Raw genomic sequence first — 17,795 nt, 5'->3', positions numbered from 1 at the left:
TTTTACATCGAGTGTCAAACGATCAACAATCACTTCTATGAAACGCCTGCATGGTGAACCGCAGGTACAGCAGCGGCAGAAGAATTAGCGTCAGGGCGGTGGCCGTGATCAAGCCGCCGATCACCACGATCGCCAGCGGGCGCTGGATCTCGGAGCCCGGCCCGCTGGTGAAGAGCAGCGGCACCAGGCTGAAGGCGGTGATCGCCGCCGTCATCAGCACCGGCCGCAGCCGTCGTCGGGCACCCTGCGTGACGCAAGTGACCAGGTCAGGCCCTTCGGCGCGCAATTGGTTGAAGTAGCTCACCAGCACCACGCCGTTGAGCATGTCAGTTGCTTCCGCTCTTGCCGAGCCATGCCGCCTTCAGTGCGATCACGGAGCCGGTTGCCAGCCGTCCAAGCCTGTCGCAATCAACTGACATCCCAAACTTCGACGCACCACTGTCGTGATCGCACGTCCACCGCCGTGGCTCCGACCACATCCTCTTTCGGCAGAAGTTCTTGCTCCGCAGAGAACGCACTTATCGGATTCCAGCCGTGTTTGACAAGATTTCCGAGGCGAAAGAAGCCTTCGCCCCCAAGCCATTCCTCAATCTTGTTGCTGAAACGAACCGCTTTTTGTAAGGTTTCGGCCATGACGCTTCGTTTCCGAATTGAATTGCTGTTGGACACATCGCCGGATGGCAGTGACGCCGTTCGCCGCGTTGTCCTTGTCGACCGCGAAACCGAACTGCAACACGAGCTTGCAGTAGCTTTTTTGCTCGACGAATTCGGCCAGAAGCCGCTGAACACCCAGATCGCAGTTCTTTTGGATCTCGCGTTCTTTCTCGAATGGCAGTTGCTTCGCACAAGGCGTGCTGAAGCTTCGAGAAAAGCGAAAGCGCCCTTCATCAGTCCAGAAAGTCGCGTGCTTGCCGGCATACGTGCACTGACGAACAGGGAAATTACTGAGTACTGCCGTTGGGCATGCCTCTCAGCCGACAAGCTCGCGACCGCACTACAAGACGAATCCTCCACCTTCGCTCTGTTGGCAACCGGGAAAGCAGTCAAATTCGGCACGTCAAACCGCCGCATCAGGACCACCGGAAACTATGTTGCCTGGCTAACGAAGGAATGCGACCCTCGGTCGGAACTCACCGCGGAGGAGCATCGAATGCTCGAGGCCAGCGCGCAGAGCATTCGAATGGAATTTCATAAGCACATCGCCACTGGCGACGATTCTGTAGAGGTGCGCTCGTTAAACGACGAACAACGGAGCAGCCTTGAGAGAGCCCTCGGGAACGGTGGCCCATTTCCTCAAACTCCAACGGGGCGGCGCGACAGCTTGATCGTGGAAACACTCCACGAGTCAGGCCTCAGGGCGGGAGAGTTACTCAAGCTGTGCTGTGTAGATGTTATTGAGTCGTGGGAATACAAGCCTGGGCACTTCACCGGATGCATCAAGGTCGTCGAAGCGCAGAACGATCCCGCCGACACTCGATTGCACGAACCGGCTTGCAAGACGGGGGGTGGCTTGGTGCCGATCTCCACATCACTCGCGACCAAACTCATTGAGTACATCGTTGGCGATCGTGAAGCGGCCGTCTTCAAATCAAACTCTACGACACCCTTTCTGTTTGTGAACCATGAGGGCAAGTACGAAGGAAGCCCTCTCGGCCGAAGGAACCTGAATCGCATACTCGCCAAACTCAAATCTTTCGAATCGCTCCCTTCCACCATCTCGCCACACGTCCTGCGACACACCAACCTGAATCACGTTTACAAGACTGCGACGGCAAAAGGCCGTGACGCTCGCGAAATCGTGATCCAACGAGGTCGATGGTCGACAAGATCCACGATGCCGGATCGATACGCAGCTCGTGCAATCGAAGGACGCTCGGCCGAGCTCGTTCAGCAAAGAGACCGAATCATTTCCTGACGAGGCTGCGAAATGTACGGCCCATACACTGAGTTCGTCGTGGGGAGCGAGGAAGTTTTTCCCGACGGTCTTCCAACTCACATCAAGGTTATCGACAACGAATCGCGGCTCATTCCCGTCAATTTGGACGGCATGATGCTTCCCAAAACCGATGGCATAGAAAGCGTATTCAGGCTCAGGAATGTCGAGGATCTGCTGACGCCCGCAACAGCGACCATTTATTACGCAGTGGTTCTGCATGCCTTGGACGGCCACCGCAAGGTCTCAACCGCGGTCCAGTGGTTTTCTCGTTTTGAGCGGATGCTCAGAAGGTTGAATCTCACCGCAAGAGTTGCATCCATCACGCTGAAGATGTACATGGAGGAAGCGCGGCAATCGTCACCGAATGATCTAAAGACGCTCAGGAGCTTGTTGAGGTATTGGATACGTCTCCGCTATCCAGGCATCGCCCCAGACCTCAAGGCGCACATTCTGACCTCTCAATCGCCGAAGAGCGCGACCTCCATCGAGATTCAGGCAAGGAAGGTGCACGAGCGCCCCTTCTCGACCGAGAAGGTGCGCGCGATTCATCGACAAGTAGATGACCTGTACATCGACGGGAAGTTCAATCCACAGCAGAACCTGCTTTGGCGTCTGATGATCTCCGAGGCTTTGCGGCCCTCGCAAATGCAACTCTTGAGGGTCAAGGACGTTTCATTGTCCGCCAAGACACTCGCAGTGCCTTTGGTCAAACTCCATGGAAGACCGAGCCGCTCGAGGATGATGACCGTGAGCGTCTCAGAGGCTGTACACGTGGCTCTTCGCGATCAGCTGGCTTGGATGGAGAAGCTGTCTGGCCGCAACCTTTCTCCCGATCAGCCACTCTTTTGCGTCAACATCAATCAGCACGTTCCTTTTCTACAGAAGCGATCCCTCGGTATCACATCTCTGATAGTTCGCACTCGAGGGCGAATCACAGACCACATTGCAGACCTAGGCGATCTCGATCTTTTCACCAGGCGATTCAAACACACAAAACTCACCCATCTGGCCATCCTCGGTGCTCCATTGGAGGTCCTCAGGCAGGCGGCCTTTCACACCACCACCGGTTCGCTCACGCGCTATGTCAATTTGACCGACGAGATGGCTGAGGCGTATGAGCGGCAGATGGATCCGCACTTTGTGCTTGTCATAGACGCGTTTAGAGGTTCGGTGCTGGATGCGGGCAACGAGAAGTCCATACCTGAAGACAACCTCATCCTCGACGCCGAGTTGAACGACAGTCTGGGCGGATGCGGAGATGAACTATGCGGCGTTTTGGCTCCCGATGGTTGCTATATCTGTCCGCGGTTCAAGGCCTTCGTAGATGGACCGCACGACCAAGTTCTAGCGAAGATGGAGAAGGCGCGAGAAAGGAAAGTGCTGATGCTATTGCCAGTGGAAACGATTCAAAGAGACGACAACATCATCTCCGCGGTGAAGCAAGTCATGGGAATCTGTGAGCGCAGAAGGGAAAACGAATGCAAGGAGTAGTTCCGCTCTTCAGAAGCCAGACTGTTGCAGGCCCCGACAGATTTGAGGAGTTTGTCAGGTGGGGCTGCCCCGGTGGAGTCGCAGGTTTTGACACTGTGCACGAGCAAGGTTATGACCCAAGTGTTCCATGGTTTGCGATGGCGCCACATCGCCTGAAAGCGGGTGACAAGACCACGCGACTACCTCTCATAAAAATCGAGCACCGCGTACGGGCTCGGAAGATATTCATTCGCACTCGAACGGGGCCACCCAAGATCACCAATCCAGAGGCAATGGTTGGCGGAGACCGCTTCCTCACGTTTGCGAAGACGTACATCAATGTGATGATCATCTACCGCAATTTGAGAGGAGCTCCGAAGACGATCGCCCGCACCCTGGAGCTTCTGGACTGGGCTCTGCGCCAGCTCAACTCTGGAAACAATGACCCAAGCTTGCTGACGCGTGCAGCCTTCGTTCTCGCCGAACAAGCCTTGACTGGCGGATCAGATTGCGTATCTGTCAAATACGATATTGGATGCGAGTTGGACTTGCTTGCAGGCATGTTGCAGGGTGGCCATCACACGAAAAGCTTCAGGTTTGGCCAATACGGATTCGGCCTGCTGGCAACTCGTTTCACCTTCACGTCCAAAGTGCCCATGCCGACGAAACGGAAAGCACAACTTCTTGATGAAGATGTGCAGAGGAAGAGCCAGTCCAGGCGGCTACCGAATGAAGTCGTAGCTGCTGTTGGACTGGCATACCGTTCTGCGCAACAGCGCTTCGGTCCGGCACACGAAATTACCTCAATGGCCGCATTGGTAGCGTTGCCCTTCACAACCGTGTCAATGCGTCTATCGGATCTCTTGCAGCTTCACCCGGACGCCCTGAGGTGGGTTGAGGGGAGGGTTCGGATATCGATTTATCGACCGAAGACCGACCTGTACCAGGAACTTCCAATCCCAAAACAACTTGAGGCTCTTGCCCAGGAACTGTTCGAGGTCGCCGCCAATTTCTCAGCGGATGCAAGAGCAGCGTTCAAGTACTACATTGAGAACTTCGACAGCTTCGAAAAGATCAATCAGCTGTATATCCCGGACCACCTGCAGGGCGATTTTTCGCAGTCGTACTTCAGAAGACCTCCGTTCGGCACCAGAAAGACTGACCCATATGTACCCGTCAGTGCCGTGGATCTAATGGCTCGTGAATACCCTTCGCTCTACGACAAGATCTCGAAGGTCATCTGCGTCAAGCTGCGCACGCTACGTGGCGTGAACCATCCCCAAGACTTCTTCCCGCAGCAGACAAGATCTCAAGTCTCAGGGCGAATCTACCTATCACACCTCGATCTGAGCGTGCTGTTCAGGGTCATCGGGGTCGAATTGCCCGGTGAAGTTCAACTGCTTGAAAAAGATATCTTCATTGATCGGGACTACTTACTCAACTCGATCTCTGCAAACGAAGGACAGAAGATCGGAATCGAACTGGCTTTTCTGGTGGCTGGGCGAAGTCTTTCCTGTTTTTCCAGTGTTGAAGAGTTGCGTAGCAGACTTTTGGCGGACTTCAAGAAGGCAAGATTCCCTCACTGGCCTTACTCATCCAGAGATAGAAAGACGCGGCTCGACGAGGTCCTCTGCGCTGCGTTTGATGGTCAGATTGATCAGGAAACTGATCACTTGGCGCGGAAGCGAGCTTGGTGGCGCCCTGTTGTCGTCACGCATTCTCGCTTTCTCAGATGGACTAGCGTGCGCTTGGGTAAACCTCCAAGACTCTTCGCGACACTGAACATCAAACTTTCGAATGGAGAATATCCATCGTTCACCCTTCACGACACACGAGCCTATCTTCAAACGCGAGCGCTAACGTTGGGGGTGAGCGAGAAGTACCTTGATCTACTTGCGGGACGAACGTCAGGCACGCAGTCGGCACATTACGATTTGCGCACCCCAGCAGAGATCGTGAGCGGCTCTATCGAGGGGTTCGATCCGGCAGTCGACTTTAAGGTGACTGGCCCTGTGGCGAACGCCGCTCGAACAATTGAAGTAGTAGATCGAAAAATCTTTCTCTTTGAAAGAGCTACACCCAAGCAAATCACGGAAGTGGGGGGATGCTCAACATCTTGGTCTCTCAACCCTTGTGAACAGCATGGCGACTGCATGGGGTGTGGCCACCACGTCTGGATGAAAGGGGACAAGAAGCGCTTGCCGATCATCAAAGAGATGCATCAGCACTCCGTCCACATGATCGCCGAGGGACACAAAAAGTTGCGATCGAGCGGGGGCCTGAAGAAGCCAATCGAGCGCCACATCAGACAACACGAATGGGTTCGCGCTCGCTGTGAAGAGATCTTCGCTGTGGAGAATGACCCCTCAATTGCACCAGGCACGATCGTGACGTTCGATGCGGCGCCAGCGGCTCTGGGCCTGTCCGAGCTCACGTCTCGATTACACGATAAACATGTCGGCGAGCCGCCGGAAAGAGATGACGATGGGGATGCCAAAGATTAGTCGGAGGGCCGAAGCGGCGATCGTCGTCATCTTGAAAGAATGGCCGACCAAGCAGCGATTGACCTGGGATTCACTAAGAAGGCAAATTGCCAAGAAATTCAAAGCTTCAGACGTGTGGTCGCGCCAATCGCTCAGCGCGAATGAGGCCATCTATAACGCGTACGAGGCGGCCAAGAAGCCAGGTGCTGAGCGCTCGAGCGCTCCCCAGCACAGTCGGTCTTGGTACGTGAAGCGAGTTATTGAGTTGGAACTGCAGGTTGCCGACCTGTCTGCGAAAAAAACTGCACTGCAGTTGCGTCACATGCAGCTGATCCACAACGTGTCCCTATTGCCCGGTGGCATCGGGCTGCTGGCTCTTCCATTGCCCAGTAATACGCGCAGAAGGCGAGAAGATAGGTAGAGAGCCAATCTGGAGACGCTGCCAGACGACGCGGAACTGTATTCCTCTACGCTTCGCCCGGGTTGTTGTGTTCATGCGCTCGTCGATCCCCATTCGGGCGCCAAGCTCCCCGATCAGCTAGCTGAACTACCGATTGTTGAAATACCAGGCATGAGCCGGATCGGGGCCGCGACGACTTCCGAAGGCTCATTCGGCGCAGCGAGCCAGTTGCTGACATCGTCCAGTTCGCCGCTCATCTTCGCTGGCGTGTTGAAGTCATGTAACTTTCGGTCGAGCAGGTGCGACGGCACCACATCTGTCAACGCACGAAACATGTTGTCGGAGCGCCCCGGGAAGCGTCGATCCCATTCCTGAATCATTTCCTTCATTGCTCTGCGCTGAAGGTTGGGCTGAGAGCCGCACAGATTGCAAGGGATGATCGGGAAATTCATCGCCGCCGAATAGGCCTTGATGTCTCGCTCGTTGCAGTACGCGAGTGGGCGAATGACGACATTTCGTCCGTCGTCTGAGACCAGCTTCGGCGGCATGGTTTTCAGCTTTCCGCCGAAGAACATGTTGAGAAGCAGCGTCTCCAAGATGTCGTCGCGATGGTGGCCCAACGCTACCTTGGTGGCGCCCAATTCCACTGCGGTCCGGTAGAGGATGCCGCGCCGCAGCCTTGAGCAAAGGGCGCATGTCGTTTTTCCCTCAGGCACCTTCTCCTTGACAATGGAGTAGGTGTCTTCCTCGATGACGCGAAACGGAACGTTTAGCTGAGTCAAATATGCGGGAAGGATGTCCTCGGGGAATCCTGGCTGCTTCTGATCGAGGTTGACCGCTACGACATCAAAATTGATCGGAGCGACTTCCCGGAGGTAAAGAAGGCTGTCCAGCATGGTGTAGCTGTCTGCCCCACCCGACAGACAGACCATGACGAGGTCACCTTCCTCGATCATCCCGTAGTCAACGACAGCTTGGCCGGCGAGTCGGCGGATGCGCTTGCGCAGCTTATTAAATTCAACACTCATAGAGAACCTTTCGTGGAATTGTAGGGAAGACTTGTCAGCGACGCCCTCCGATGTAAACATTGGCCGGTCTAGCGACTTTTCTTGACAAAATTCAACGGCTGTAAAGGATCACGCCTTAGCCGCTGCGACCCGTCCCTCTCGAAGGCCTCAGAAAAAGCATGTTCTTGATGGGCTCTACGTCCGATAAGCAAGGACAGCTACGGCCTGCTCGACATCCTGCTCAAGCTCAAGGCGCGCGCGCCGATCCACTTCGACATCGTCGCGGTCAACCTCGACCAGAAGCAGCCCGGCTTCCCCGAGGAAGTGCTGCCGAAGTACCTGAGCGATCTCGGCGTGGCCTTCCACATCGAGAACCAGGACACCTACAGCATCGTCAAGCGCGTGATCCCCGAGGGCAAGACCACCTGCGGCCTGTGCAGCCGGCTGCGCCGCGGCATCCTCTACCGCGTGGCCGACGAGCTGGGCGCCACCAAGGTCGCGCTGGGCCACCACCGCGACGACATGCTGCAGACCTTCTTCCTCAACATGTTCTTCGCGGCCAAGCTCAAGAGCATGCCGCCGAAGCTGGTGAGCGACGACGGCCGCCACGTGGTGATCCGGCCGCTGGCCTACGTGGCCGAGAAGGACCTGGTGCGCTGGGCCCAGCACCGCGAGTTCCCGATCATTCCGTGCACGCTGTGCGGCAGCCAGGAGAACCTGCAGCGCAAGCAGGTCGGTGAGATGCTGCGCGAATGGGAACGCAAGTACCCGGGGCGCATCGAGAACATGTTCAGCGCGATGCAGAACGTGGTGCCTTCGCACCTGCTCGACGGAACGCTGCACGACTTCAAGGGTCTGAAGCCGACGGGCGTGGCAGACGAGAACGGCGACAAGGCCTTCGACACGCCCTCCTTCGACCCGCTCTCCCAGGCGCCCGCCGCCCTGCGCATCGTCCAGGGCTGATCCGGCTACCCAGGGGAATTTGGGGCCCACCGGCCCGGAGACCCTCATGAAACGCGCCTTTTTTGCTCTTCTTTTGGTAGCAACCCTGTCCGGCTGCGCCACCTCCTGGGTGGTCGACAGCGACGTGAAGAGCTTCTCCGCCATCGACACCGTTCCCGCGGGCGCCACCTACCGCTTCGAGCGCCTGCCCTCGCAGCAGGCCAACGGCGAGCGCCAGGCCTCGCTCGAGGCCATGGCCGCCGCCGCGCTCGAGCAGGTCGGCCTGCGCCGCGACGACGCCAACCCGCGCTACACGGCGCAGATCAGCGCCCGCGTGACCACCACGCTGTCGCCCTGGGCCGATCCCTGGCTCTGGGACGGCCCCTTCGGCTATGGCTATGGGTACGGCCCCTACGGCTACGGCCGGCGCTGGTACGGCGGCGGCTGGTATGGCGCGCCGATCGTTCCGCAGGCCTCCAACCCCTGGTACGAGCGCGAGGTCGGCGTGGTGCTGCGCGAGCTGGGCAGCAACCGCGTGGTCTACGAGACCCGCGCGCGCAACGACGGCCCCTACACCGCGAGCGCGGCGGTGCTGCCGGTGATGTTCCAGGCCGCGCTGCAGGGCTTCCCGAGGCCGCCCGAGGGCGTGCGGCGCGTCAACATCGAGCTGCCCACGGCGAAGAAGCAACAGTAAGGGCCCGCCTCGGGCCTGGAGCGGCGGCACGATCCGAAATGCCGCCCTCCTAGAATTTCGACCATGGAAGACCTCACCCGCCTGATCGCCGTTCGCCATGGCGAAACCGCCTGGAACGTCGACACGCGCATCCAGGGCCAGCTCGACATCGGGCTCAATGCCACCGGCATCTGGCAGGCCCAGCGCGTGGGCCAGGCGCTGGCCGACGAGCCGCTGGCCGCCATCTATGCCAGCGACCTCTCGCGCGCCTGGCAGACCGCGCTCGAGATCGCCAAACCGCACGGCCTCGAGGTCCGGCCCGAACCCGGCCTGCGCGAGCGCGCCTTCGGCCGCTTCGAGGGCATGAGCTTCGCCGAGATCGAGGCCGAACTGCCCGAGCAGGCCAGGCGCTGGCGCGAGCGCGATCCCGAGTTCGAACCCGAGGGCGGCGAGAGCCTGCTGGTGTTCCGCGAGCGCATCACGCGCGTGGCCGCCGACCTGGCCTCGCGCCACACGGGCGAGCTGGTGGCGCTGGTCGCGCACGGCGGCGTGATGGACGTGCTCTACCGCGCCGCCACGCGCCAGGAACTGCAGGCGCCGCGCACCTGGCAGCTCGGCAACGCGGCCATCAACCGCATGCTGTGGAGCAGCGAGGGCTTCAGCCTCGTGGGCTGGAGCGACATCTCGCACCTCGCGGCCGAGGGCGGGCCGCGCGACGAGTTCGCCAACTAGCTCGGTGCGTCAGTGCGAGCCGGGCGCCACCATCCGGTGGCGCAACTGGTCGGCCACCACCGCCACGATCAGCAGCGCGCCCAGCACCACCATCTGCAGGTACGACCCCACGCTCGCGAGGTTCATGCCGTTCTGCACCAGGCCGATGAAGATCGCGCCCATCACCACGTTCGGCACCCGGCCCATGCCGCCGCGCAGGCTCACGCCGGCGATCACGCAGGCCGCGATCGATTCCAGCGCCACGGTGCCGCCGAGGTTGGCCTCGCCGGTCTCGACGCGCGCGGTCAGCAGCAGGCCGCTGACGGCCGCGAGGCCCGCGCACAGCAGGTAGGCCACGAGCAGCACGCGCCGGGTGTCGATGCCCGACAGCGCCGCGGCCTTGGCATTGCCGCCCACGGCCAGCAGGTGGGTGCCGGTCGGCATGCGGCCCATCAGCACGCCCATGGCCGCCACGCAGGCCGCCGTGACCCAGATCGGCACCGGCACGCCCAGCAGCGTGCCGAAGCCGAACAGCTCGCTGAAGCCCGCGGGCAGGCCCGACACCGGCACGCCGCCCGTGAGGTAGAGCGCCAGGCCGAAGCCGATCGACTGCACGCCCAGCGTGACGATGAAGGGCGAGACGCCGATGAAGGCCACGCCGATGCCGTTGACCAGCCCCACCGCGAGCCCGGCCAGCATGCCGCAGGCGCAGCCCAGCGCGATGGCCAGCCAGGCGGCGTCGGGCAGCGCGGCGCCGAAGAACTGCATGGCCAGCGCCGCCACCACCGAGGTGATCGCCATCACGGTGCCGACCGAGAGGTCGAAGCCGCCGGTCACCAGCGCCAGCATCTGGCCCATGGCCACCAGGATCAGGTAGACCGACTGGCGCAGCAGGTTGACCAGGTTCTGCACCGTGAGGAACTGGTCCGACAGGGTGCCGAACACCACGAAGGCGATCGCCAGCATGAAGGGCAGCACGCCCAGGCGCAGGAACAGGGCGCGCAGCAGGGCCAGCGCGCGGCCGGCGGGCCCCGGTGCCGAAGGCACGGCGGTGGCGACGGAAGAAGACGAAGTCATGGCTTGTTGTTCTCGCTGGAACCGAAGAAGAGATTGAGCACGGCGGTCTCGCCGATGGCGTCGCCCCGCAGCTCGCCGGCGATCTCGCCGCGGCACATCACGTAGACACGGTGACTCAGGTGCAGCACCTCGGGCAGGTCGGAGGAGATCACGACCACCGCCGCGCCGCCTTCGCAGAGCTTGCGGATCACCTGGTAGAGCGCGCTGCGGGTACCGATGTCGACGCCCACCGTGGGCTCGTCGAACACGTAGAGCGCGGCGTCGCGCGTCATGCCCTTGCCGAACAGCACCTTCTGCTGGTTGCCGCCCGACAAGAGCGCCACCGGCCGCTCGAGGTTGCGCGGCGCGAGCTCCACGCGCTCGGCCGCGGCCGTCGACAGCCGGCGCCCGAGCCGCTTGCGCAGCCAGCCGCCATGGCCGCGCAGAGGGCCGTGCACCAGCGGCAGCGTGATGTTGGCGCGCGAGCTGAAGCCCAGCACCAGCCCCTCGCCCTTGCGGTCGGGCGGCAGGTAGAACAGGCCCTCGTCGAGCAGCCGGCGCACCCTGGCGCCGGTGCGCGGCTGGCCCTTGAACAGCACGCGGCCCGCGCTCACCGGGTCGAGCCCGCAGACCGCGCGGAACAGCTCCGACTTGCCGCAGCCCACGAGGCCGGCCAGCCCGACCACCTCGCCACGCCGCACCGCGAGGCTGGCGCCGCGCACGCCGTTGGGCGAATGCAGGCCCTCGACCTCGAGCACCGTCTCACCGGGCGCAAAGGCGATGCGCGGATAGACCTGTTCGATGGCACGCCCGCTCATCAGCTCGATCAGGCGGTCGGCATCGGTCTCGCGCGCCTCGACCGTCGTGACCTGGCGGCCGTCGCGCAGCACCGTGATGCGGTCGGCGATCCGCGCGATCTCCTGCATGCGGTGCGAGATGTAGACGATGCCCACGCCGCGCGCCTGCAGCCGCGCCACCAGCTCGAACAGGCGCTGCGTCTCGGCATCGGTCAGCGAGGCGGTGGGCTCGTCGAGGATCAGCACCGAGACCTCGCCGCGCAGGCCCTTGGCGATCTCCACCATCTGCTGCTGCGCGCGCGTGAGGCCGGCCACGGGCGCATCGACGTCGATCGCGAAGCCCAGGTCGGCCAGCATCGCGCAGGCACGTTCGCGCAGCGCGCCGCGGTCGAGCAGGCCGCCGCGGCGCGGCTCCTCGCCGAGGCTCAGGTTCTGCGCCACCGACAGCGTGGGGATCAGCGAGAACTCCTGGAACACCGCGCTGATGCCGTGGCGCCGCGCCTCGTGCACGTTCGCGAAGCGCACCGGCTCGCCGCGCAGCCGGATCTCGCCGGCGCTCGGCACATTGGCGCCGGCCAGCAGCGAGATCAGCGTCGACTTGCCGGCGCCGTTCTCGCCGAACAGCACGTGCACCTCGCCCGCGCGCAGCTCGAAGTCCACGCCGTCGAGCGCCAGCACGCCCGGATAGCGCTTGCCGAGTCCGCGGGTCTGCAGCAGGGGTGGCATCGCGGGCCTTACTTGACCTCGAACACCGGCTTGAAGCCGGTCGGCGGCAGGATGTCGGCCTGCTTCACGCTCTGGATGTTGCCGCTGTCGACCACGAAGATCTTCGGGCCCACGTGCTTCGCGACCTCCTTGCCCTCGAGCAGGCGCACCGCCTGGTCGACCGCGATGCGGCCCTGGATCACCATCGAGTCGGCCGGCGCGGCCACGATGCGGCCGCGCTGGATGCCCTCGTAGACGCCCGGCGTCATGTAGAAGGACAGCACCTGCACCTTCTTGTCGAGGTTGCGCGAGCGCAGGATGCCGGTGGCGGCCTCGGCCGTGACGGCCGTGCCGGCCACGTAGGCCAGGTCGGGGTTGGCCTGCAGCACGTCCTCGATCAGCTTGCTCTGCGCTTCCTTGCCGGTGTCGCCGTACTTCGGATCGAGCACCACCACCGCGCTGCCCTTGACCGCCTCCATGAAGCCCTTGTGCGCGGCCTCGACCCAGCCCGCGCCGGCCGGGCCCGGGAACCAGCCGACCTTGACCGGCGGCGAACCGGCCGGATGCTTCTTCGCGAGGTAGGCGCCGGTCGACTGGCCCATGGTGTGGAAGGACACCAGCGACTTGGCCGAGAGGTCGGGCGAGTTGATGCCGTTGACCAGGTCGATCACCGGCACCTTCTTCGCGGCCGTGGCCTTGATGACGTTGTTGAGGCCGTCGCCCGAGATCGCGCCGATGATCACCGCGTTGGCGCCGCGCGCCACGCAGTCCTCGATCTGCGAGACCTGCTTGCCGAGGTTGGTGTAGCCGCCCGCGTCGGCCACCTGCAGCTTCACGCCCTGGCGCCGGGCCTCCTCGATCACGCCGTAGTCCACGCCGAGCCAGTAGGCGTCCTTCATGTGCGGGAACGACACGCAGAGGTCCCACTTCTTCGAGGCCTTGGGCAGCGGCACGTAGTCGATGGGCTTCTTCGTGCCCTCGGCCGAGAAGGCGGGCTCGGTGGCCTCGGCCTTGTAGGGAAACCAGTCGGCGGCCGAAGCACCGCCGTGCCACAGCACGGTGGCGGCGAAGGCGGCGGCGGTCAATGAAACGCGCAGGGGCAAGCTGTTCATGAAGAACTCCTAGGTGGCAACGGGGAAGAAAAGGAAGGGGGTGGGCGGCCTTGCCGCCCGGGCGCTCAGTCGGCGAGCGCGGCGCGCAGGCGCTCGATGCGCCGTCGTCGCTCGGCGCGCGCGGCCAGCGCCTGCGCCATGTCGACCGCGACGAAGCGCGCCTTGTGGTTGGGCTGCATCTGGGCGATCAGGTCCATGTCGGCGCTGATCACCGTGCCGACCATCGCGTAGCCGCCGCCCGAGACCGCGTCGCGGTGCAGGATGATCGGCTCGCGCCCGCCCGGCACCTGGATCGAGCCGTAGGGATAGCCGGCATCGACGATGTTCGACGGATCGGCGCCCGCGCCGAAGGGCGGCGTGCGCTCGATGAACTTCAGCGGCGTGCCATTCTTGTAGCGGTAGCCGATGCGGTCGGCCTCCGAGCCCACGCTCCAGGTGTCGGCGAAGAAGCTGCGCACCGAGTCCTGCTGCAGCCGGTGGAAGTAGATCCCGGGCAGCACGCGCAGCGTCACCTCCTTGGCGAGCACCGGCAGCAGCTCGGCCGCCACGCCGCGCCCGGGCCGCGCGCGCGCCGAGGGCGTGCCCACCGGCAGCCGATCGCCGGCCAGCAGCTTGCGGCCCTCGAAGCCGCCGAAGGCGCCGAGGCCGTAGGTCGAGCGGCTGCCGAGCACCAGCGGCACGTCGATGCCGCCGGCCACCGCGATGCACATGCGCGCGCCCAGCAGCATGAAGTCGAAGCCGAGCACGTCGCCGGCCTGCACCGCGAAGGCTTCGTTGCGCGGCCTCTCGGCGCCGTTGAGCTTGACCTTGGCCTGCGCGCCCGTCACCGCCACCACGGCGGGCGCATCGAAGCGCAACTCGGGCCCGAGCAGCGTGCTCTCGATCACGGCCGCGCCCTCGTCGTTGCCCACCAGCAGGTTGGCCAGCACCAGACCCTGCTGGTCGAGCGCGCCCGACAACGGAATGCCCAGGTGGTAGTAGCCGGGACGGCCCGCGTCCTGCACGCTGGTCGCGAGGCCGGGCTTGAGCACTTCAATCGCCATGGAGCACCTTCAGCAGCTGTTGGTTGTAGCCGTCGGGATCGGCCAGGAATTCCTGCAGCGAGAACGACACCGGCGCGATGCGCAAGGTGTAGTCGCCGGCCTCCACCTGCGCCACCTGGCGGTCGTACTCGGCGCGGTCGATCGGCTTCCACTTGACGATGTCGCCGGGGCGGAAGAACACCATCAGCTCCTTGAGGTAGGGCAGGCGCTGGGTCGGATCGAAGATCGGCGCCGGCGTGACGCCGAACATCTGGTAGCCGCCGGCCCCGCGCACCGAGTAGATGCAGCTGAAGCAGCCGCCGTGGCCCAGCGTGAGCCGCGGCGTGTCGGTGCGCGGGCTCAGGTACTTGGGCACCTCGAGCTGGCGCTCGCGCTCGACCATCTGGAACAGGAAGGGCAGCCCGGCCACGAAGCCCACCATGGAGACGAACCACGGCGCGCCCGAATGCGCGGCGATGAAGGCATCGACGGAATCGAGGCCGTTGATGCGCGCGGCGTACTCGATGTCGGTGCTGGCCGGGTCCTGGTGGCGCTCGCGGAAGCGCATCAGGGTCTCGTGCGTCCACGGGTCGTTGTAGAGCACGGGGATCTCGACGATGCGGGTCGAAAGCCGCAGGTCGGCCTCGCCGATGCCGGCCTCGATCCCCTCGAGCACGGCCTGCAGCGCATCGGGCGCGATCAGGTCGGGATCGAAGCGCACCAGGTAGGCCGCGTTGGCCGGGCAGATCTCGGTGACGCCCGCGATCTCGCCGGCCTGCACGCGGCGGCGCAGCTCGTTGCAGATCGCCATGCCCTTGAAGAAGGCCGGCAGCGACATCGATTCGCTGATCTCGACGAACAGGTGCTCGTCGCCGCCGAAGCTGTAGCGGGCCTGGGCCGGGAGGATGGCAGCGGCGGTCATGCAGGCACCTTCTCGGCCGTGGAAGCAGGAACGGGAGCGGCCGGCTCGGCCAGCGGATGCGCCGCGAGCCACTGCTCGAGGAAGCCGGTGTGGAAGGCCGCGGCCGCGACCTCGGCGTCGTCGCACAGCGCGCGGTGCAGCGGGATGGTGGTGTGGATGCCCTCCACGCGCAGCTCGCCGAGCGCACGGCGCATGCGCGCGAGCGCGGCGGCGCGGTCGCTGTCGTGCACGATCAGCTTGCCGAGCAGCGAGTCGTAGTAGGCCGGCACGTTGCAGCCCGCGAACATCAGGGTGTCGAAGCGCACGCCGGGCCCGCCCGGCACCGCGAGCCGCGTCACCAGGCCCGGGCTCGGCATGAAGTTCTTCGCGGCGTTCTCGGCGTTGATGCGCACCTCGATGGCGGCGCCGGCGAGCCGGATGTCCTCCTGCTTCAGGCGCAGCGGCTGGCCCAGCGCGATGCGCAGCATCTCCTTCACGAGGTCGATGCCGGTGACCATCTCGGTGATCGGATGCTCGACCTGGATGCGGGTGTTCATCTCGATGAAGAAGAACTCGCGCGTGTCGTCGTCGTAGAGGTATTCGAGCGTGCCCGCGCCGCGGTAGGCCACGGCGCTCGCGAGGCGCAGCGCCGATTCGCACAGCGCGGCGCGCGTGGCGGCATCGATGGCGGCCGAGGGCGCTTCTTCCCACACCTTCTGGCGCCGGCGCTGCAGCGAGCATTCGCGCTCGAAGCAGTGCACCACGCGCTGGCCGTCGCCGAGGATCTGCACCTCGATGTGGCGCGCCTTGCGGATGAAGCGCTCGAGGTAGACCTCGCCGTTGCCGAAGGCGGCCTGCGCCTCGGCGGTGGCGGTGGCGAACTGCTGGCGCAGCTCGGCCTCGTCGTGCGCCACGCGGATGCCGCGCCCGCCACCGCCGGCCGAGGCCTTGATCATGATCGGGTAGCCGATGTCGCGCGCGAGCTCGACCGCCACGCCGGCATCGCTCACCACGCCGGCGCTGCCGGGCACGGTCGGCACGCCGGCCTTCATGGCGGCGGCGCGCGCGGCGGCCTTGTCGCCCATGGTGCGGATCGCATGCGGCGTCGGGCCCACGAACACCAGGCCCGCGGCCTCGACTCGCGCCGCGAAGTCGGCGTTCTCCGAGAGGAAGCCGTAGCCCGGATGCACGGCGCCCGCGCCGCTGTGGGCCGCGGCCTGCAGGATGGCGTCGGCGCTCAGGTAGCTCTTGCTGGCATGGGCCGGGCCGATGCGCACGGCCTCGTCGGCCATCTGCACGGCCAGGCTCTGGGCGTCGGCGTCGCTGTAGACGGCGACGGTCTTCAGGCCCAGCTCCTGCGCGGCGCGGATCACGCGCACCGCGATCTCCCCGCGGTTGGCGATCAGCAGCGTGTCGAATGCAGCGGTCATCGCGTCGTCTTCCTCAGGCGGTCTCGATCACGGCCAGCGGCTGGCCCGGATCGACCGGCTCGGCGTTCTCGACCGCGAAGCGCAGCAGGCGACCGGCCGCGTCGGCCGTGACTTCGCTGAACTGCTTCATCACCTCGACCAGGCCCAGCACGTCGCCCACGGCCACCGTGTCGCCCTCGGACTTGAACGGCGGCGCGTCGGGCGCCGAGCGGCGGTAGAAGGTGCCCGGCAGCGGGCTCAGGACTTCATGGGTAGCGGACATGGGATGCACTCCTGGGGACGGAACGGAAAACGGGGAAGGGAAAGAGGGGATCAGCCCTGCGCGGCGAGCCCTGCAACCTCGATGCCATGCGCGGCCAGCGCGCGCCGCGTGGCCTGCACCAGCGCGAGCGCACCGGGCGTGTCGCTGTGGATGCAGACCGAGTCGAAGCCGATGGCCAGGTCCTCGCCCTCGACCGTGCGCACCGTGCCCTCGGTGCAGGCGCGCAGCACCTTGGCCGCGACCGCCTCGGGGTCGAGCGCGCCGACGCGGCGCGTGAAGACGATGGAGCCGCTGCGGTCGTAGTCGCGGTCGGCATAGAACTCGCGCACCACGGGCTGGCCCAGCTCGCGCGCCACGCGGCAGGTGACCGAGGACTCCATGCAGAACAGGCGCAGGCCGGGCTCGATGCGCTGCAGCGCCTCGACCAGCGTGCGCGACAGCGCCTCGTCGCGCGCCGCGTGCATGTAGAGCGCGCCGTGCGGCTTGATGTGCTGCAGCGCCAGCCCCTCGAGCCGCGCGAACTCGCGCAGCGCGCCGAGCTGGTAGACCATGTCGTTGACCAGTTCCTCGGCCGGCGCCTGGATGTGGCGCCGGCCGAAGCCCACGAGGTCGCGAAAGCCCGGGTGCGCGCCGATGCCCACGCCGTGCTCGCGCGCCAGCGCGACCATGCGCCGCATGATGTTCGGATCGCCGGCATGAAAGCCGGTGGCGATGTTGGCCGAACTGATCAGCGGCATCAGTTCCGCGTCGACGCCATCGCCGATGGTCCAGGGGCCGAAGCCCTCGCCCATGTCGGAGTTCAGATCGATCCGCTTCTTCTTCACGTGTGACAGCCTTTGTTCGTTGTGCGTCCCGTGGCCGCCAAGGCGCGGCGCGGCGGGACGGTCC

General features: G+C 64.2%; 16 protein-coding genes and 2 pseudogenes. 7 read left to right on the top strand and 11 right to left on the bottom strand.

Annotation, left to right across the window (positions count from 1 at the left end; genetic code table 11):
- Nucleotides 1-22: 22 nt before the first annotated feature.
- A pseudogene (locus R0232_RS06065) lies at nucleotides 23-325 on the bottom strand (efflux RND transporter permease subunit); the annotation flags it as partial.
- An 83-nt stretch (nucleotides 326-408) separates the two neighbouring features.
- A complete protein-coding gene (locus R0232_RS06060) occupies nucleotides 409-633 on the bottom strand; it encodes a hypothetical protein (protein ID WP_431511536.1) in 225 nt (74 codons plus the stop codon).
- Between R0232_RS06060 and R0232_RS06055 the strand changes: the two genes are divergently transcribed.
- From R0232_RS06055 to R0232_RS06040, 4 genes are all read left to right on the top strand, one after another.
- Entirely contained in the window at nucleotides 632-1,915 is a 1,284-nt protein-coding gene (locus R0232_RS06055) for a hypothetical protein (protein WP_431511535.1), read from the top strand. The genes R0232_RS06060 and R0232_RS06055 overlap by 2 nt on opposite strands.
- A gap of 12 nt (nucleotides 1,916-1,927) precedes the next feature.
- Entirely contained in the window at nucleotides 1,928-3,427 is a 1,500-nt protein-coding gene (locus R0232_RS06050; RefSeq protein ID WP_431511534.1) for a hypothetical protein, read from the top strand.
- Nucleotides 3,428-3,750: 323 nt separating this feature from the next.
- Entirely contained in the window at nucleotides 3,751-5,910 is a 2,160-nt protein-coding gene (locus R0232_RS06045) for a hypothetical protein (protein WP_431511533.1), read from the top strand.
- A complete protein-coding gene (locus tag R0232_RS06040; RefSeq protein WP_431511532.1) occupies nucleotides 5,891-6,310 on the top strand; it encodes a hypothetical protein in 420 nt (139 codons plus the stop codon). Before R0232_RS06045 ends, R0232_RS06040 begins: the two co-directional genes overlap by 20 nt.
- Before the next feature lie 113 nt (nucleotides 6,311-6,423).
- Here the strand turns inward: R0232_RS06040 and ttcA (R0232_RS06035) are convergent, their stop codons facing one another.
- The gene (gene ttcA, locus R0232_RS06035; protein ID WP_431511531.1) at nucleotides 6,424-7,377 is read right to left on the bottom strand and encodes a tRNA 2-thiocytidine(32) synthetase TtcA; all 954 of its coding nucleotides are present in this window, start codon (nucleotides 7,375-7,377) and stop codon (nucleotides 6,424-6,426) included.
- Between the two features lie 129 nt (nucleotides 7,378-7,506).
- Here ttcA (R0232_RS06035) and ttcA (R0232_RS06030) point away from each other — a divergent pair.
- The 3 genes and pseudogenes from ttcA (R0232_RS06030) to R0232_RS06020 all read left to right on the top strand — a co-directional run.
- Nucleotides 7,507-8,259 (top strand): annotated as a pseudogene (gene ttcA / locus R0232_RS06030) (tRNA 2-thiocytidine(32) synthetase TtcA); the annotation flags it as partial.
- Between the two features lie 46 nt (nucleotides 8,260-8,305).
- Nucleotides 8,306-8,932: a membrane lipoprotein lipid attachment site-containing protein gene (locus tag R0232_RS06025; protein WP_431511530.1), complete on the top strand. Its 627-nt coding sequence runs from the start codon at nucleotides 8,306-8,308 to the stop codon at nucleotides 8,930-8,932.
- A gap of 63 nt (nucleotides 8,933-8,995) precedes the next feature.
- Nucleotides 8,996-9,643, top strand: a complete 648-nt coding sequence (locus R0232_RS06020; protein WP_431511529.1) for a histidine phosphatase family protein — start codon at nucleotides 8,996-8,998, stop codon at nucleotides 9,641-9,643.
- Nucleotides 9,644-9,652: 9 nt separating this feature from the next.
- Here the strand turns inward: R0232_RS06020 and R0232_RS06015 are convergent, their stop codons facing one another.
- The 8 genes from R0232_RS06015 to R0232_RS05980 form a co-directional block, all read right to left on the bottom strand.
- Nucleotides 9,653-10,699 carry an ABC transporter permease gene (locus tag R0232_RS06015; protein WP_082321632.1) on the bottom strand — a complete coding sequence of 349 codons (1,047 nt, stop codon included), beginning with the start codon at nucleotides 10,697-10,699 and terminating at the stop codon, nucleotides 9,653-9,655.
- Nucleotides 10,696-12,201 (bottom strand): sugar ABC transporter ATP-binding protein, encoded by a 1,506-nt coding sequence (locus R0232_RS06010; RefSeq protein WP_431511528.1) that lies wholly within the window; start codon nucleotides 12,199-12,201, stop codon nucleotides 10,696-10,698. Before R0232_RS06010 ends, R0232_RS06015 begins: the two co-directional genes overlap by 4 nt.
- 8 nt (nucleotides 12,202-12,209) lie before the next feature.
- The gene (gene torT / locus R0232_RS06005; RefSeq protein WP_431511527.1) at nucleotides 12,210-13,292 is read right to left on the bottom strand and encodes a TMAO reductase system periplasmic protein TorT; all 1,083 of its coding nucleotides are present in this window, start codon (nucleotides 13,290-13,292) and stop codon (nucleotides 12,210-12,212) included.
- 65 nt (nucleotides 13,293-13,357) lie between these two features.
- Nucleotides 13,358-14,335, bottom strand: a complete 978-nt coding sequence (locus R0232_RS06000; protein WP_057591114.1) for a biotin-dependent carboxyltransferase family protein — start codon at nucleotides 14,333-14,335, stop codon at nucleotides 13,358-13,360.
- Nucleotides 14,325-15,236 carry a 5-oxoprolinase subunit B family protein gene (locus R0232_RS05995; RefSeq protein ID WP_431511526.1) on the bottom strand — a complete coding sequence of 304 codons (912 nt, stop codon included), beginning with the start codon at nucleotides 15,234-15,236 and terminating at the stop codon, nucleotides 14,325-14,327. Before R0232_RS05995 ends, R0232_RS06000 begins: the two co-directional genes overlap by 11 nt.
- Nucleotides 15,233-16,645: an acetyl-CoA carboxylase biotin carboxylase subunit gene (locus R0232_RS05990; RefSeq protein WP_431511525.1), complete on the bottom strand. Its 1,413-nt coding sequence runs from the start codon at nucleotides 16,643-16,645 to the stop codon at nucleotides 15,233-15,235. Before R0232_RS05990 ends, R0232_RS05995 begins: the two co-directional genes overlap by 4 nt.
- A 13-nt stretch (nucleotides 16,646-16,658) precedes the next feature.
- Nucleotides 16,659-16,907, bottom strand: coding sequence for an acetyl-CoA carboxylase (locus R0232_RS05985; RefSeq protein WP_057591117.1), 249 nt, complete (start codon nucleotides 16,905-16,907; stop codon nucleotides 16,659-16,661).
- A gap of 50 nt (nucleotides 16,908-16,957) precedes the next feature.
- Nucleotides 16,958-17,731 (bottom strand): 5-oxoprolinase subunit PxpA, encoded by a 774-nt coding sequence (locus R0232_RS05980; RefSeq protein WP_422097997.1) that lies wholly within the window; start codon nucleotides 17,729-17,731, stop codon nucleotides 16,958-16,960.
- Nucleotides 17,732-17,795: the final 64 nt, after the last annotated feature.

Origin of the sequence: Variovorax sp. DAIF25, from assembly GCF_050711835.1 — a bacterium.
In the GTDB taxonomy this organism is placed as follows: domain Bacteria; phylum Pseudomonadota; class Gammaproteobacteria; order Burkholderiales; family Burkholderiaceae_C; genus Variovorax.
The sequence above is the reverse complement of the archived record's forward strand: the minus strand, read 5'-3'. Positions and strand labels throughout refer to the sequence as shown.

Excerpts from the sequence above, each read along its gene's own strand:
- R0232_RS06055 (WP_431511535.1), top strand. The coding sequence starts at position 632 with ATGACGCTTCGTTTCCGAATTGAATTGCTGTTGGACACATCGCCGGAT.
- R0232_RS06060 (WP_431511536.1), bottom strand. The coding sequence starts at position 633 with ATGGCCGAAACCTTACAAAAAGCGGTTCGTTTCAGCAACAAGATTGAG.
- R0232_RS06050 (WP_431511534.1), top strand. The coding sequence starts at position 1,928 with ATGTACGGCCCATACACTGAGTTCGTCGTGGGGAGCGAGGAAGTTTTT.
- R0232_RS06045 (WP_431511533.1), top strand. The coding sequence starts at position 3,751 with ATGATCATCTACCGCAATTTGAGAGGAGCTCCGAAGACGATCGCCCGC.
- R0232_RS06040 (WP_431511532.1), top strand. The coding sequence starts at position 5,891 with ATGGGGATGCCAAAGATTAGTCGGAGGGCCGAAGCGGCGATCGTCGTC.
- ttcA (WP_431511531.1), bottom strand. The coding sequence starts at position 7,377 with ATGTTTACATCGGAGGGCGTCGCTGACAAGTCTTCCCTACAATTCCAC.
- R0232_RS06025 (WP_431511530.1), top strand. The coding sequence starts at position 8,306 with ATGAAACGCGCCTTTTTTGCTCTTCTTTTGGTAGCAACCCTGTCCGGC.
- R0232_RS06020 (WP_431511529.1), top strand. The coding sequence starts at position 8,996 with ATGGAAGACCTCACCCGCCTGATCGCCGTTCGCCATGGCGAAACCGCC.
- R0232_RS06015 (WP_082321632.1), bottom strand. The coding sequence starts at position 10,699 with ATGACTTCGTCTTCTTCCGTCGCCACCGCCGTGCCTTCGGCACCGGGG.
- R0232_RS06010 (WP_431511528.1), bottom strand. The coding sequence starts at position 12,201 with ATGCCACCCCTGCTGCAGACCCGCGGACTCGGCAAGCGCTATCCGGGC.
- torT (WP_431511527.1), bottom strand. The coding sequence starts at position 13,292 with ATGAACAGCTTGCCCCTGCGCGTTTCATTGACCGCCGCCGCCTTCGCC.
- R0232_RS06000 (WP_057591114.1), bottom strand. The coding sequence starts at position 14,335 with ATGGCGATTGAAGTGCTCAAGCCCGGCCTCGCGACCAGCGTGCAGGAC.
- R0232_RS05995 (WP_431511526.1), bottom strand. The coding sequence starts at position 15,236 with ATGACCGCCGCTGCCATCCTCCCGGCCCAGGCCCGCTACAGCTTCGGC.
- R0232_RS05990 (WP_431511525.1), bottom strand. The coding sequence starts at position 16,645 with ATGACCGCTGCATTCGACACGCTGCTGATCGCCAACCGCGGGGAGATC.
- R0232_RS05985 (WP_057591117.1), bottom strand. The coding sequence starts at position 16,907 with ATGTCCGCTACCCATGAAGTCCTGAGCCCGCTGCCGGGCACCTTCTAC.